The organism is Runella sp. MFBS21 (assembly GCF_029433105.1).
Classification (GTDB): domain Bacteria; phylum Bacteroidota; class Bacteroidia; order Cytophagales; family Spirosomataceae; genus Runella.
In genome coordinates, this window is sequence record NZ_JARNTW010000003.1 from 524,647 (window position 1) to 540,178 (window position 15,532).

Annotated in this window: 13 protein-coding genes; 3 read left to right on the top strand and 10 right to left on the bottom strand. The window is 42.2% G+C overall.

Going from position 1 to position 15,532, the window contains the following annotated elements:
* Positions 1–10 precede the first annotated feature (10 nt).
* The 4 genes from P1X15_RS09605 to P1X15_RS09620 form a co-directional block, all read right to left on the bottom strand.
* Positions 11–1,645 (bottom strand): ribulokinase, encoded by a 1,635-nt coding sequence (locus tag P1X15_RS09605; protein ID WP_277337928.1) that lies wholly within the window; start codon positions 1,643–1,645, stop codon positions 11–13.
* Between the two features lie 57 nt (positions 1,646–1,702).
* Positions 1,703–2,398: an NrtR DNA-binding winged helix domain-containing protein gene (locus P1X15_RS09610; protein WP_277337929.1), complete on the bottom strand. Its 696-nt coding sequence runs from the start codon at positions 2,396–2,398 to the stop codon at positions 1,703–1,705.
* An 80-nt stretch (positions 2,399–2,478) separates the two neighbouring features.
* Positions 2,479–3,246: a TSUP family transporter gene (locus P1X15_RS09615; RefSeq protein WP_277337930.1), complete on the bottom strand. Its 768-nt coding sequence runs from the start codon at positions 3,244–3,246 to the stop codon at positions 2,479–2,481.
* Positions 3,247–3,288: 42 nt separating this feature from the next.
* Entirely contained in the window at positions 3,289–3,858 is a 570-nt protein-coding gene (locus P1X15_RS09620; protein WP_409049679.1) for a MarC family protein, read from the bottom strand.
* Between the two features lie 449 nt (positions 3,859–4,307).
* Here P1X15_RS09620 and P1X15_RS09625 point away from each other — a divergent pair, with 449 nt between their 5' ends.
* The 3 genes from P1X15_RS09625 (at position 4,308) to P1X15_RS09635 (ending at position 8,338) form a co-directional block, all read left to right on the top strand.
* The gene (locus P1X15_RS09625; protein WP_277337931.1) at positions 4,308–4,676 is read left to right on the top strand and encodes a PadR family transcriptional regulator; all 369 of its coding nucleotides are present in this window, start codon (positions 4,308–4,310) and stop codon (positions 4,674–4,676) included.
* A 51-nt stretch (positions 4,677–4,727) separates the two neighbouring features.
* Positions 4,728–7,274, top strand: coding sequence for a PspC domain-containing protein (locus P1X15_RS09630; RefSeq protein WP_277337932.1), 2,547 nt, complete (start codon positions 4,728–4,730; stop codon positions 7,272–7,274).
* Positions 7,275–7,513: 239 nt separating this feature from the next.
* Positions 7,514–8,338, top strand: a complete 825-nt coding sequence (locus P1X15_RS09635) for a hypothetical protein (protein ID WP_277337933.1) — start codon at positions 7,514–7,516, stop codon at positions 8,336–8,338.
* 32 nt (positions 8,339–8,370) lie between these two features.
* Here the strand turns inward: P1X15_RS09635 and P1X15_RS09640 are convergent, their stop codons facing one another.
* The 6 genes from P1X15_RS09640 to P1X15_RS09665 form a co-directional block, all read right to left on the bottom strand.
* Positions 8,371–8,700, bottom strand: coding sequence for a nucleotide pyrophosphohydrolase (locus P1X15_RS09640; protein WP_273215482.1), 330 nt, complete (start codon positions 8,698–8,700; stop codon positions 8,371–8,373).
* A gap of 19 nt (positions 8,701–8,719) precedes the next feature.
* Positions 8,720–9,256, bottom strand: a complete 537-nt coding sequence (gene pyrR / locus P1X15_RS09645; RefSeq protein WP_277337934.1) for a bifunctional pyr operon transcriptional regulator/uracil phosphoribosyltransferase PyrR — start codon at positions 9,254–9,256, stop codon at positions 8,720–8,722.
* 51 nt (positions 9,257–9,307) lie between these two features.
* Positions 9,308–11,389, bottom strand: a complete 2,082-nt coding sequence (gene ligA / locus P1X15_RS09650; RefSeq protein ID WP_277337935.1) for an NAD-dependent DNA ligase LigA — start codon at positions 11,387–11,389, stop codon at positions 9,308–9,310.
* Between the two features lie 81 nt (positions 11,390–11,470).
* The gene (locus P1X15_RS09655; RefSeq protein WP_277337936.1) at positions 11,471–12,685 is read right to left on the bottom strand and encodes an FtsX-like permease family protein; all 1,215 of its coding nucleotides are present in this window, start codon (positions 12,683–12,685) and stop codon (positions 11,471–11,473) included.
* A gap of 13 nt (positions 12,686–12,698) precedes the next feature.
* Positions 12,699–14,108, bottom strand: coding sequence for a glycoside hydrolase family 140 protein (locus P1X15_RS09660; RefSeq protein WP_277337937.1), 1,410 nt, complete (start codon positions 14,106–14,108; stop codon positions 12,699–12,701).
* A gap of 150 nt (positions 14,109–14,258) precedes the next feature.
* Positions 14,259–15,389 carry a glycosyltransferase gene (locus P1X15_RS09665; RefSeq protein ID WP_277337938.1) on the bottom strand — a complete coding sequence of 377 codons (1,131 nt, stop codon included), beginning with the start codon at positions 15,387–15,389 and terminating at the stop codon, positions 14,259–14,261.
* Positions 15,390–15,532: the final 143 nt, after the last annotated feature.

Consider the following 15,532-nt stretch of genomic DNA (forward strand, 5'->3'; position numbering starts at 1 on the left):
GATTGACTGACTATTTTTTCTCCACAAATTCCCCCAACGTTAAGTATTTTTGATAGAGATTTTGATACACCGCCACTTTATCTATCTCAGGTAGATATTCGGCATCAAACCCCGAACCCATTGCCTCTTGGGCTGCTTCCATAGAAGGGTGAATTCCGGCTGCTACGGCGGCGCACATAGCCGCGCCAAGCGCACAAGCTTGATCAGCACTCGCCGCTTTGATGGGCATATTGAGTACGTTGGCAAGGGTCTGCATCACAAAGGGTGATTTTTTAGCTACGCCTCCTATCCCCGTTACTTTTTTGATAGAAACTCCTTCTCTAAAAAATCTTTCGACAATAGCTCGTGAGCCAAAGGCAGTCGCTTCCACCAATGCTTTGAAGATTCGCACAGCATCTGTACCTAAATTTAATCCCGAAATAGCTGCTTTCAAAGTATGGTTGGCGTCTGGGGTACGGCGGCCATTGATCCAATCAAGGGCAATCGGGTCATTCTCGGTTACGGGGAGTTGGGAAGCTTGTTGCGACAAATAAGGAATCAGTTGTGTGCTAAGTTTCTGTGCGGCCTCTTCTCCTAAAAGCACTTTTACGGGTTCGACAATCACCTTCTGAAACCAAGCATATACATCCCCAAACGCCGACTGCCCTGCTTCCATGCCTAGCATCCCAGGCACAATCGACCCATCTACTTGGCCACAAATCCCTTTGATGAGCAAATGTCCAATTTCTTCATTGGGAGCAATCAACATATCACAAGTAGAAGTCCCCATCACCCTCACAAAAGTATAAGGCTCTATCTCTGCCCCTACCGCTCCCATATGAGCATCAAAAGCCCCGACACCTATCACTACGCTTGTGGACAAACCCAGCTTAGTAGCCCATTCTTGAGAAATAAAGCCCATAGGCTCATCAGAAGTGTAAGTATGGGTATAGAGTCGGTCTCTTGTACCTGCCAACAACGGATCTAATTTCACTAAAAACTCCTCTCCGGGCAGCCCCTCAAACTCACTGTGCCACATCGCTTTGTGCCCAGCAGCACAACGAGAGCGCTTGAGCGATAAGGGGTCAGTATTTCCGGTCAATACTGCCGAAATCCAGTCACAATGTTCTACCCACGAAAATGCGTGTTGGCGAACAGCGGCATCCGTACGAAGTGTTCGCAAAATCTTGGCCCAATACCATTCCGACGAATAGATTCCTCCTACGTATTTGGTATAATCTACATCCCAATGATGCGCCAAGTCATTGATTTCTTCGGCCTCAGCATTGGCAGTATGGTCTTTCCAAAGGATAAACATACCGTGAGGGTTTTCGGCAAAATCGGGCAAAAGAGCCAACGGCGTGCCGTTTTTATCAACTGCTACGGGCGTTGAGCCAGTAGTATCCACCGATATACCTTTAATTTGCTGCCTTACTTCGTCTGATACCGCTGCCAAAGCTCCTTTGATTGACGCTTCTAGTCCTTCCAAATAATCCAAAGGATGCTGTCTAAATTGAGAAATAGCAGGGTCACAATAAAGCCCTTGTTTCCAACGTGGATATTCAAATACGTGGGTTCCTACGCTCTCGCCTGTATGAGCATTGACTACCAACGCCCGCACCGAATCAGTGCCGTAGTCAACCCCTATCACATATTGATTTTGCATTTCTTTTGAACAAATTTTAACGGTTAAGTAGTTAAATTATCACTCACAAAAAGGCTCCTACGACGACTCTGGCATAAAATACCAAAAGGCATTGAATTTGCTCTCGTATTTTTGCTTATCAAGTCGGTAAAGAATCGCTTTTTTAGTAGCCGAATTTTCGTTTTTTTCGCCTGTATCTATCAACAATCCCGTCGATAAAATTTTACGACTAAAGTTGCGCCGATCAAGACGCATATCATAAATAGCTTCGTAGAGTTTTTGTAACTGGGGAATGGTAAATTTTTCGGGCAATAGTTCAAAACCAATCGGATGAAGTGCCGCCTTATACCGCAAACGCTCCAGGGCGTTTTCGACCATCCTATCATGATCAAAAATCAACTGAGGAACATTCTTAAGGCTTATCCATTGGGCATTATGAGCGCGAACCGACTCTTGGTCGTGCGCATGAATATTAATAAGAGCAAAAAATACAACAGATATTGTGCGTTCGACAGGGTCACGATTTACTTTGCCGTAAGTTTGAAGGTGTTCAACGTAAATATTATCAAGACCTGTCAACTCATACAAAATCCGTTCGGCACCTGCCTCCAAATCTTCCTCTTCTTTCACAAACCCCCCCATCAACGACCACTTGCCTTTCTCAGGCTCAAAATTTCGTTTGATCAGTAATAGTTTGATTTCTTCCCCATCAAAACCGAATATAATACAGTCGATTGCAACAAGTAAACGAGTAGAATGTAAATAGCGGTTCATTAAATGTGTCATTTCGACACAATAATAGACGCTTTTTTATTACTTTTCAACTATTTTCTTGAATTTATTAAAACATTTTTTTAATTACCAAGCATTTTAACAACATCATACCCAAAACGAAGTATCAAACCAAACACTACCACCAAAAATACGATTCTTATAAAGGTATTGCCGCGCAAGATAGCCATGCGACTTCCTAAAAACGAACCTACTATGTTACAGACCATCATTGGCAAGGCAATTTCAAACACTACGTACCCCTTCCATAGAAAGAAAACCAAGGAAGAGACATCAGCTACTACATTGATGATTTTGGCAATGGCAGAGGCTTTCAAAAACTGATATCCTACTACACTTACAAAGCCAAAAACCAATAAACTACCCGTGCCCGGTCCTACAAATCCATTGTAAAATCCAGCTGTCATCCCTATCAACAATCCATACCCAAGGAGTCGAGTGAGGGATACAGGAAGATTTTCTTCATGCCCTAAACGCTTATTGACATAAGTATAAATCGCAATCGCAGCCATCAGTAGCAGTATGATTGGCTTCAATATCTCTGCTTTCATGTGACTTGCTACCGTAGCTCCCCAATACGACATCAAAGCAGTACCCAAAGCTGTGAGCAACACTACATTCCACGGAACTTCTACTTTGCGAGCATATTGATACCCTGCCACGCTTGTGCCCAAAAATGAAGCAAAACGGTTTGTGCCTATTACTTGAGAAACCGAAAAGTGCGGAAATAAAACAAAAAGAGCAGGAACCTGTACCAACCCACCTCCACCCACAATAGAATCTACAAAACCAGCTAACAATGCCGCTAACGACGCCAAGATAATTTCCACCTACAAAGGGTTAAAATCAAACAATCAAAATTTTACTCACTCTTAAATATTGCTCCTCAATAATTTGATGGAGATTGCTATCAAAATCAATCCAAAAATCTTGCGCAAAACATCTGTCCCCGCTACTCCCAATAATTTTTCAATCCAGACCGAAGAGCGTAAGACCAAATAAATAAAAATAAGGTTAATCAGAATCCCGATGATGATGTTGATTTCTTGGTAAGCCGCTTTCAACGATAAAATGGTAGTCATCGTACCGGCACCCGCAATCATCGGAAAGGCAATCGGCACAATAGAGGTAGCATTGGTATGAACAGCGTCATGCTTGAAGATATTACGTCCTAAAATCATCTCTAAGCCAATCAAAAACAAAATCAAGGCTCCCGCTACCGCAAACGATTCGACATCTACCCCAAAAAGCCGGAGGATTTCTTTACCAATATATAAGAAAGCTATCATCAAACCACCCGATACAAAAGTGGCTCGACGGGCATTGATAGCACCTGCCTTACGACGCAAATCAATGATAACAGGGATAGAACCCAAAATATCAATCACCGAAAACAAAATCAGGGTGACGGAGACAATCTCTTTAAAATTTGGAATGGGCATACATTTAAGAATTCTGGAAGTGTAAAAGCTCTGCAAATCTACGAGGTTTTTGTAGGAAAAATGAGTGCGATAAAAAGTAACAATCAAAACACGTATATCTCTATTTCACCAAAGCGCGAAAGAGTGTTGATAAGGGCAGGTCATTGAGATAGAAAAAAGCTATTTTGTTTATACTTTGTCAAGACCTTTCATCTGTTTTTTTGACCGTTCTTCAAAGTAAGAAAAAAAATCTAGCCAAGTACCTTGCATCACAAAGTACCTTATATTAGCTTTGTACCATCGATTACCTATTAACAGCCATTTTGAAAACAAATAAAGGAAATATGGAGTGAGTACAGGAGGACGAGAAGCTTATAAAAATAACATCTGACCTTTTATACTCACTCTTGTTTTCAGTACTTTTTACAGCCATGACCGTCAATCAAAAAATTTCAAAACATGACAACAGCATGAATATTGAGAACGCTCAAGTGCAAATGCGAAAAGGAATCTTAGAGTTTTGTATTATGCACATCATCTCTCGGGGCGAAGTCTACGCTTCCGATATGCTCGACGAACTGACCGCGGCCAAAATCATGGTAGTGGAGGGTACGTTGTATCCGCTCCTTACCCGTCTCAAAAACTCAGGGTTGCTTGATTATAAATGGGTAGAATCTTCTTCTGGCCCCCCACGTAAGTACTACATACTGACCGATATGGGGAAACAGTTTTTGAACGAAATGCAACAAACTTGGATCGAGCTTTCGGACTCAGTGAATACCATTGTTCAGAAAACGAATGATTTGGGAGAAAAAAGCGAGCAACAGCCAACCAACTAATTGACAAACAAAACGGACAACTGTTAACTGATGCCACTGCATCCATTTGCCATGAAAAAGACTATCAGCATCAATATCGCCGGTCTAATTTTTTATATTGAAGAAGACGGTTACGATAAACTTAGAAATTACCTAAACTCAATCCAAAAGTACTTCTCTACTTACGAAGATAGTAAGGAAATCATTTCTGATATTGAAGGAAGGATTGCCGAAAAATTCTTAAACAAACAAAAAGCCGCCGAAAAGCAGGTCATTAGCCTTGAGGATGTCGAGGAGCTCATCAAAAGTATGGGTACTGTCGCGGATTTTGAAGCTATTCAAGAAGAAGAAGACTTGGCCAATGAAGTAGTACAAAATACCAAAATTCCAACTTCAAACGAACCAGTTGGGTCTACTTCCAGCTCATCTTATACTTCTTCTTCCACCACTACAGCCCCTCGCAAACTCGTTCGCGATACCAAACGTAAGCTTTTGGGAGGTGTATGTGCTGGTATTGCGCATTATTTCAATGTAGATCCTCTTTTGGTAAGACTTCTTTTCTTGCTCTTTTTCATGGGGCTACCGGCCTTGAGTGGAGGAGTATTTGGAGGAGATAGCATTGAATTTTTTGGTCCTTTGAGCGGAATTTCATTTTTAATGTACATCGCGTTTTGGATATCTTTTCCAGGATCTGAGACATTGGAAGAAGACAAGAGCATCAAGAAGTTTTACCGCAATCCTGACAAAAAAGTAGTAGGCGGAGTAGCCGCAGGGGTAGCCGCTTACTTTGGAGTGGATTTGGGGGTAGTCCGATTTGTGTGGGTATTGAGTATTTTATTGTTTGGTACAGGGTTTTTGCTCTACATTATTTTGTGGCTTATTACGCCTCGGGCCAATACCCTCACCGAAAAAATGGAGATGAAAGGCCAGCCTATCACTCTCGAAAACATAGAAACCAATGTAAAGAAAGCACTACAACCCGAACAAAAAGAAGAAAATATCCTTACAAAATTATTGTTATTCCCTTTCCGAGCAGTAGCGATTGTTTTTAATGGGTTGACTCCTCTGATGCGCTTTTTGGTAGTTGTTATACGAATCTTCGCAGGGCTGATGCTTGTAGCGATTGGGTCAGGTGCTCTTTTAGGACTTATCACAGCACTGCTTGCGGTGTTGGGATTAGGAACTTGGGATTTTGGCGATATTGACAATGATCTTATGCCTCTTCACTTTTTTATTGGTGAAGTATCACCCATGGCCTATATTTTTCTCTTTTTTGCCGCAGGTGCTCCTTTTGCAGCTATTGGATGGCTCGGCGTATCCCTTCTCGCAAAAGAAAACAAATTTTCGTCGGCGGTTTGGCAAACCTTACTTGGGTTATTTTTGGTGGGGATTATCGGAAGTACAATTTTTGGATTTCGATATGGAGCCAATTTCAGAAGAGAAGGCACCCTAGAGAAAGTACAGACTTATACGCTTCCTCAAACCCCGATATTGATTGATTTAAAAACTCAAAACTCTAGCGGCAATTACAACAATACTCATTTAGATTTAGAAGGTTATGAAGGTAACGTGGCCAAATTGGAGCTCCGTTTCCGCTCACAAGGTAGGTCGCGCCAAGATGCCGAGTTTAATGCTTCCAATATTCTTTATAATGTAGCTCAAAGTGATTCTTCTCTGCTGTTTGACGAAGACTTTACTCTCTCCAACAAAGCTTCTCGCTTCCGTGGCCAACGTCTCACTATGACACTTTATATGCCTTATGATAAAGCATTTAGAATGAGCCGAGACTTTTATGACCACTTCTGGGGAGTTCGCCACACAGCCCAAAAAGAATACGATCTCGAAATCAATGATGAGCTTTTCAAAAATGTACGTTGGAGTATTTCAAGAGATTCGGGACTGGTATGTCTTGACCGCCCTGTCATAGAGCAAAGAAACGACGACAACAACTATAGCGACAACAACGACATAGACGAACTTAGCGACGATATTGAGTCGGGTCTCAACGAAGCCTTTGACCGTTCTTTTGACAAAAAAGGTGAAATGAGTAAACAGTTTGAGGTAATTAATTTCAACAAAATTAAAGTAGACGGCGCTTTTGTGGTCACTGTCAAAAAAGGCGATACCCATAAAGTAGTAGCAGACGGCAGCGAAGAATCACTAGATGAAGTAGCGGTAAAAGTAGAAGATGGCACTTTGCGCGTTGAAAACCGTCGTAATCTCAAACTCACTGGTCAAAAAAGAACAGGATTAACGATTGTGGTTCCTAGCATCGAGGCGATAGATTTCTCAGGTGCCACCTTATCTCGCATCGAAAATTTCAACAACCTTGGTTCGCTCAAAGTAAACATTGCAGGTGCTTCCAAAACCATCATCAATGTGGAGGTCCAAAAACTTGATTTAAATATCTCCGGAACGTCCAAAGCAGAATTGCGCGGAAGCGCCAAAAACTTAGAGGCAAATTTGGCAGGGACTTGTTGGCTAGATGCCGAGCAAATGAACATTCAGACAGCCAGAGTTGAAGCCTCAGGCGTAAGCAAAGCCAACATGGGCAATATCCCTAATCTGACTTCAAATGCCAATGGATTGAGTCGCATACGTCGCCAAGGTGAAGATTAAAAATAATAAGATACAACCTATTCACAGCTGCCAAAAAGGCAGCTGTTTTTTTATATATCTTCTCTCAGATATAATTAGGCATCCTTTTTGCTAGGGGATGCTCGCCCTTTTCTTTTTGGTATAAATTACATCTTAAAGGTACTCTTTCTACATAAAATTGCCAGCCAAAGATGAATCATAACATTGGCATTTTTTTTGATTTATTATTTAGCATATAAGCAATAATGCAATAAGAGTATATGCCAAAAAATTTTAATAATCTTTTAGGGGTGCTTTGCGGAGTGGTGTTGATTGGCTTTTTTATATCCGAAAGCTGTCGCCCAAAAAACGACGACACCAATCCTACCTACGTAGATTCTACGGCACTTTCTTCTTGCATTTTGATGTCAGAAAGAATCAACGATGCCTTGCTCAAAACTTATGAGTATGATTCCTTGCGCCGTCTTACGCGTGTATTTGAATATAATGGCATGTCCCAAAACAATCGCCTTCTCAAAAGATACTCGTTTGTATACGACTCCAAAAGTCGGATTTTGCAGTTCAGAGAAACCAATTTAGCAGTTCGTGACCAAAGCTTTATTTATAACCTGGCTTATAGCAACAAAAATATTTTAGAAGCAATAGAAGTGCAGCGAGTATATAATTCTGGCGCACGTTCAGAAGATACTTTATTTGTCAAATACAACCCCAACAATCGGCTTACAGAACTCTCGTCGCGGCGAGGAATTTCGTCCAAATGGGAATACGATACCGAAGGAAATGCCATAAAATGGTTTGTAAAAACGCCTCTAATGCAAGCAGATAGCCTAGCCGCCGAATATGGTACCTTCGACGATAAGGTGAATATTTACGCTTTTTCACAAGGAATTCAACTCGTCAATTTACTAACAGGACGTGCTCCTAGTCGACGCAACCCTCTTAACTACACCACCTCTGGCCAAAGCGTAGAAGCTTCGTACCAATATAACTTAAAGCGGGTACCAACTTTGGCAGTGCTTAAATACAAAACTTCCAACAATACCCTGCGCGAAACGGTATACAGCTATGAACTTTCGTGTAAATAGTGTGTAGTTATCACTCAAAATCAGCCTCAAACTTAGGATTTTAATTTTTCGTTGTCTAAATGTCGAGTGGCATCTCTTTGGGTCTTTTTAGCCAGATTTTTCTCAAACGCCTCTGTTAAATTTACTCCTGTTTGATTGGCCAAACAAAGCAACACCCATAGCACATCGGCCATTTCATCTGGTAGATTTTTCTCCAAATCTGATTTTTTAAACGACTGATCACCGTAGGTACGCGCCATGATACGCGCAAGTTCTCCTACTTCTTCGGTTAGAATAGCCATATTGGTCAATTCACTGAAATACCTAACGCCGTAAGTCTTTATCCACTTATCTACATCTTGCTGGGCTTGTTCTAAAGTCATATTTTCTTAGTCTGTTTTTCTAATCCACAATCCAAATCCGGTCTGCTTCGTGGCCCTGCTCGCGCCATTCTACCAATACCCGCTGCGTATCTAAAGTATTGACTTTCATGCCTGTATAATCTGGCTCAACCGGAATCTCTCGATTATACTGCCGATCTATCAAAACCAACAACTCTACCTTGCGCGGACGCCCAAATGCCTGCATAGCATCTAGTGCAGCGCGTACCATCCGGCCGGTTGCCAGTACATCGTCGATGAGAATTACTTTCTTTTCTTCTATCACAAAGTTTACTTTGGTGGCATTAGGTTTGAGTGGCTCACGACGCCGGAAATCGTCTCGGTAAAAAGTCGCATCTAAATATCCCAATGGAATGTGTAAACCCGTAATTTGGCGGAGCTCATTGGCTATCCTTTCGGCAAAATAAATACCCCTAGGCTGAAGTCCCAACAAAACTGAATCAGAGAATTCTTGGTGATTTTCAATGACTTGTTGACAAAGTCGACTCACCATAATTTCGAGCAAAGGACTGCTCAATATAAGACGATTTTGATTCATATATCCTTTCTATTTTTAGTCTCACCATGAGTGCTCGCGCACCACTGAGTATTATTCACCACTTGCGCCACCAATCATTGTCAAAAACTCCTCTCCCGAAATCATTTTTACTCCTAATTTGGTTGCTTTATCAACTTTTGAAGCACCCGGCTTTTCGCCCACAATCAAGAAGTTGAGTTTGGCAGATACGCCACTTACAAGTTTGCCTCCATTGGCTTCGATTTTATTTTCCAGTTCTTCCCGGGTCATATTTCCAAAAGTACCTGTATAAAGAAATGATTTTCCTTCCAAAGCATTGGATTCTACCACAATAGGAACATCATCTGTTTCCATTTTCAAGCCTGCCGCCCGTAAGCGATTGACATATTCTCGATTGGCAGGCTCGCCAAAAAAGTCTACGATGCTTTGGGCGATTTTTTCGCCAATCTCAGGTACCTGACGTAGCGTTTCAAAATCGGCATTCATCAAGGCATCAATATTTTTAAAATAAGCTGCTAGCTTCTCGGCTACCGTAGCCCCCACAAAACGAATCCCAATCGCAAACAAAACTTGTTTGAAAGGTGCTTGCTTAGATTGCTCAATTCCTTTCAAGATATTCTCGACAGTCTTCTCTTTAAAACCGATTCTTTTGGTTTTACCTGTCTCATCATCCACGATCACTTTTTCTAATCCAAACAGCTTTTCATAACTCAAATCGTATAAGTCAGCGGGCTGCTGAATGAGTTTTTTATCAAACAATAGTTCAATTTTTCCTTCTCCTAAGCTATCAATATTCATCGCTTTTCGGTGAATAAAATGCTCCACTTTGCCACGCAACTGCGGCGGACAACCGCGTTCGTTGGGACAGTAATGATTGGCTTCCCCTTCTTTTCTAACCAATTCGGTACCACACTCGGGACAATGAGTGGGAAACTGAATCGGGAAAGTGAGTCTTGTAGCGCGTGCAGTTTGGTCTACACCCGTAATTTTGGGAATGATTTCGCCCCCTTTCTCCACAAAAACCACATCATTGAGAAGCAGGCCAAGGCGTTCTATTTCGTTGGCATTATGAAGCGATGCTCGCTTTACTCGTGTACCAGAAAGCCACAACCCTTTGCCATTTTGCTCTAAATTGTCAAGATTAGCCACGGGAGTTAGCGCCCCCGTACGCCCTACTTGGTAAGATACAGAGCGCAATACGCCTGGTTTATTTTCGGCTTTGTATTTGTAGGCAATAGCCCAGCGGGGGCTTTTAGCCGTAAAACCAAGTTCACGCTGCTGCGCAATAGAATTTACTTTTATGACAATCCCGTCGGTAGCTAGCGGCAAACTATGCCGCTTGGTTTCCCAATGATGAATATAATTTAGTACATCTTCGATAGTAGCGCATTTTTCCCAGCTTGGCGATACATTGAAACCCCAAGACTTGAGCGCTAGCAAACTATCTGAGTGAGTCGCAAATACCTCATCGTCTGCTAAGAAATAATATACATAACAATCAAGTTGACGTCGTGCCACTTCGGTCGAATCCTGCAGCTTAAAAGCACCTGATGCGGCATTGCGTGGATTGGCGTAGGTGGTTTCGTCAGCGTCTTCAAGTTCTTTGTTCAATTTCTCAAACACACTATTAGGCATAAATCCTTCTCCTCGTACCTCAAAATTGGCGGGTATTTGGGTGGCCCGAATCTTCAAAGGAAGAGTTTTAATTGTCCTGACATTGGCCGTAATATCGTCTCCACGGGTACCATCGCCACGGGTCACCGCTCGTTTGAGCACTCCATTTTCGTAAGTCATACTCAATGAAATACCATCAAATTTGAGTTCACACACATATTCATATGCTTCTCCGTTGAGTCCTTTTCGCACTCTTTCGTCAAAATCTCTGAGGTCTTGTTCGTTGTAGGTATTACCCAACGAAAGCATCGGATAGCGATGTGCTATGGTTTCAAAGTTTTTGGTAATCGTTCCTCCCACTCGCTGTGTAGGTGAATCGGATTGTTTTAGATGAGGATATTGATTTTCGAGTTGGATGAGTTCTTCCAACAACTTATCAAATTCATAATCACTGATTTCGGATACACTATCTTGATAATAACGATGATTGTAGTAATTCAGTAAATCAGAAAGTTCGACAATTCGTTCGGCTGGGTTCATGGGTTGTAATTGTTTTCGCAGCTAAGTAACATACAAAAGATGATTCGGACAAGCATATTCATGGGGGAATAAAACACGTCACTAACGTATAGGACTCAAAGAAGCTCTTTTAGCGGGTACATAAGATACAATCATCGTTACGAGGATTACCGTAAAAGCTGTTATTACAAAATCTTGCCATTGCATTTTGACAGGATAAGCATCTACCAACGAGCTTATCATACCCATCGACACAAAACCGTAGGTTTGTTGAAGCCAACAAATAATTACCCCCATCACTAGCCCCACAATAGCGCCCGTAAAAGCCACCAAAGCCCCTTCAAACAAAAATATTTTTTTCACAAGCGACGCAGTAGCTCCCATGGCAAATAGCATTCGAATATCGTCCTTTTTCTCGATGACGAGCATTGAAAGCGAGAAGAAAATATTGACAGCCGCCACCAAAATAATCAGCCCAAGCGTGATAGTCACGAAAAGTTTTTCGAGTCGGATAGCCCTCAGCAAATCTGCATTTTGCTCATCGCGAGTTTGTACTTGAAACCCTTCTCCCAGTTGAGATGCCACCACTGCTTTGATACGGTCGGGGTTGGAATGCGGCGTCAGTTGAATCTCCAAAGCCGAGCGTTTATCGCCATATCCCAAAAGCGACGACGCAAAAGACAAAGGCACAATGACATAATCATCAAAGCGCAATTCCAACATATACACACCTCCCACACGGATAATCTGCTGATTAAATGCATCAGGAGAATTGAGATTGAGAGTACGAGTATCACTTCGGGGATAGGCAAGTTCCAAAGGAGTAAAAATATCGTTGGTATTGATACCCAAAATCTGCTGTACCGTTGCTCCTACCACTGCTTTCAGTTCATCGCCGTCGTTTAGCAGCAGTTTTCCTTCTATCATAGCTGTGTCGAGCTGTTTGCGTTGAGAAAATGTCTCATCCACACCCTTGAGTTTTACCAATACCCTGCGGCCACCATAACTCGCAAGTGCATTGTCTTCAATCACTTGGGTAACAAACTTTACGCCTTCCAATTGGCTGATTTTCTTTAGTTTCGCAGGTTCTATCACAAATCGTTTGCCACTGGTAGGAGTTATTTTCAAATCAGGGTCAAAGCTTCGAAAAAGCTGTCGATTAAGTTCTTCCATGCCATTAAAAACTGACATCACAATCACGAGAGCCATCGTACCTACCCCCACCCCCAACATGGACATGTTGGAAATCAGGCTGATAAAGCTTTTCTTTTTTTTCGAACTAAAATAGCGTCGCGCTATAAAAAATGGAAAATTCATGCGTTAGTAAATTCTACTTTTTGGTGTTTTTGGGTAAACCATAACCCGCCCAAGGCTTGGTGGCATCATCTACGACAAGGGTCCAATCGCAAGTAGGACAAACTACTGGTGCCTTAAACTCCTTCACCCCGTCGTTGGCATAATCCCCAATTTTGGTAGAAACACCATCGCGTGGATTGTACCAATAAGCCACCAATTGAGTACTTGTCAATTGCCCCAAATCTATCTTCAAAGCACGCCCTACTGGCGTATAAGCTATCAAAAAATCTTTGTTTTCTCCTACAGCAGCCATTTGATAGCCCGCATTCTCGGGGTTATCTCCTTTCACAATGGCTTGGTTTGGTACGAGTTGTTGCCAAGGATGAGCTTCGTATAGTTTTTTCACATATCCCATTTGCCAGGCGCCTTCTTGGTCAAGCGCCCGTCGCCAATGCATACGAGCCGAAGAAATGGGTTTATTACGGTTTGGGTCAAAAAACTGCCAAACATTATGGTTGCCGTAGGTATGTCCGCAGCCACCGGCCAACATCGCCCACCATGCTGCTTGACGTACATCATGCGAATTGAAATAATCTTGCTCTGGTTTCCAATCTACTGGATGGTCCTCGTAGCGAGGCTCGCCATCGAGGGTAGGCTTGACGGGAAAAAGCTGGTAATTTTGTCGCTGCATCACATAATTTTTAGCATTTTTGGCCGAATGCCCCGACTGATACATATTGATATTGAGCCAGTTGTCTTTATGAAAAAAACCCGCCGAATTGCTATTTCCCATAGGGTGATAAGTAATAAGCTGCGTTCCGCCGCTCCCACTTTTGATACCCTCAGCCATCGCTCTGATGATGTCAAAATGTTTTTCTGATTCTGGGCTTCGATCACCACCTAATATCCAAATTACGGGCTTACCTTTGTAACGTTTAGCGAGCCATTCGCCATATATTTTTGCATTTTGTGGCGTAAAAACCTCAGGGCCTATTCCCCATTTTTTATTGAATTTATCCCCCCACGTAGGCAGTAGCCCTACCATCATTCCAAGCGAAGCCGCTTTATTGATGACATAATCGACGTGCTGAAAATACAACTCATTGGGTTGGGCGGGGTCATTGTTTTTAAGTGGAAGCTGCCCGTATTGGTTAGGCTGTGTAAGCCCATCAAATTCGGCCAAAGCTACCGCCTGAATCACCGTAAAACCTTGTTCGGCTCGGCGTTTGAGGTAATAGTCTGCTTCCTCTTTGGTAAGGCGATGAAACAACTCCCAAGCGGTATCTCCCAGCCAAAAAAAAGGCTTACCATCTCCCCGAGTAATCACTCTTTTATCGGGTACAATGTACAGTTTAGACCACTGGGCTTGTTTGGGGGCAGGTTGAGCTTGAACCCGTGAGGTCATTAGCATCAAAAAACAAATACCAAAACAAACAGCTTTCATATCAATATGAGTTAAAAAACGACAGTGAACTATGATAAGGCTTTAGGCTAAATAATTGAAAAAGCGAAGGTAGGAATACTTTTACCAAAAAAGCAGTCAAAACTTGAATTTTCAGCCGCTTCAATTGGGAGATTCATAGATTGTTTTTATTCAATTTCCGTAGAGATTCAACAAACTAGCTCCTTCTTTTTCCCAATTGTATTTATGGATTACGGCATCTCGACCGTTTTGTCCTATTTGGGTCATCAAAACAGGATTTTCGATGCACGTGATCATGGCATGGGCAAGGCTATCAGCATCATAAGCCGAAACACAAAATCCACACTGATGAGCCTCTATCACTTCTTTCAACAAAGGCAAATCTGAGGTAATCACCGGCAGTCCCAAGGCCATATAATCAAACAGCTTAGTAGGATAAGAATCCACATAATCACCGACGGGTTTTAACAAAACAATCCCGGCTAACGAGGTTTTGGCGTACTCAAAAGCTTGCTCTTGCGAAACATAACCGTAAAAAGTAAGGTGGTTTTGCATGGCTTCATAATCTGACAAATTCCGAAGGCTCTCCTCCGAAATACGTAAATGCCCAAATAATCGAAGGTGGACATTGGGATACTGCAAACTGACTTTTTTGAGTGCTGCCACCATCGTGTCGAAGCCTCGTTCGAGACTAATTACTCCCGCATAAAAAAAACTAGGGTTGCGGTAATCTGGCTGAGGCAAGGGCCATGAAAGCCACCTCGACTCCGCAAAATTGTGAACAATCGCAAAAGGCCGTAAAAGGTCTTTATATTCTTGTAAATAAGCATCTTCCGTCAATACAAACTTAAAAGACTGTCTTGCTTGTTGGTCAAAATAGCGAAACATTCGTTCAAAAAACCAGCCACGATTATAAGATTTCAAAGGAATTTTTTTGTACAGATTTTCTTGCACTTCATAAATTACCTCCGCCCCTAACCACCGAAATACAAAAGCCAAAGGCAGGAGCTCGGCTACAAAAATGTGTACAATCTGCGGTCGGATTTTTAGAAAATACCATAGTGCCTGTGGATGTAGCCATACCAATCGCCATAGCAATCGACGAAAATTGGCGAAAGCATGTAGATTTAATTTTTGTGTTAGAGATAAAGAGTCGTCAGCCGAATGGGTTTTCACTAAAGCACAATACACCTCATAATGTGGCAAAAGCACAGGTCTGATTTTGCCCATTATACGCGGGTCTATTACAGAATGAACCGTACTGAGCAGTAAGACGCCACGACGTTTGGGAGGTGAATACATTTTGCAAATATGGGCTAATCGCCGTATTTTTGAAAAAAGTCGCTACTTTTTTCAAACCTATGACGCATGAAAAATCTTCTTAAAGCCAATATTTGGCTCTTTTTTTATTTATTGGCACTCTTAACCACCGCCCAACCATCCCC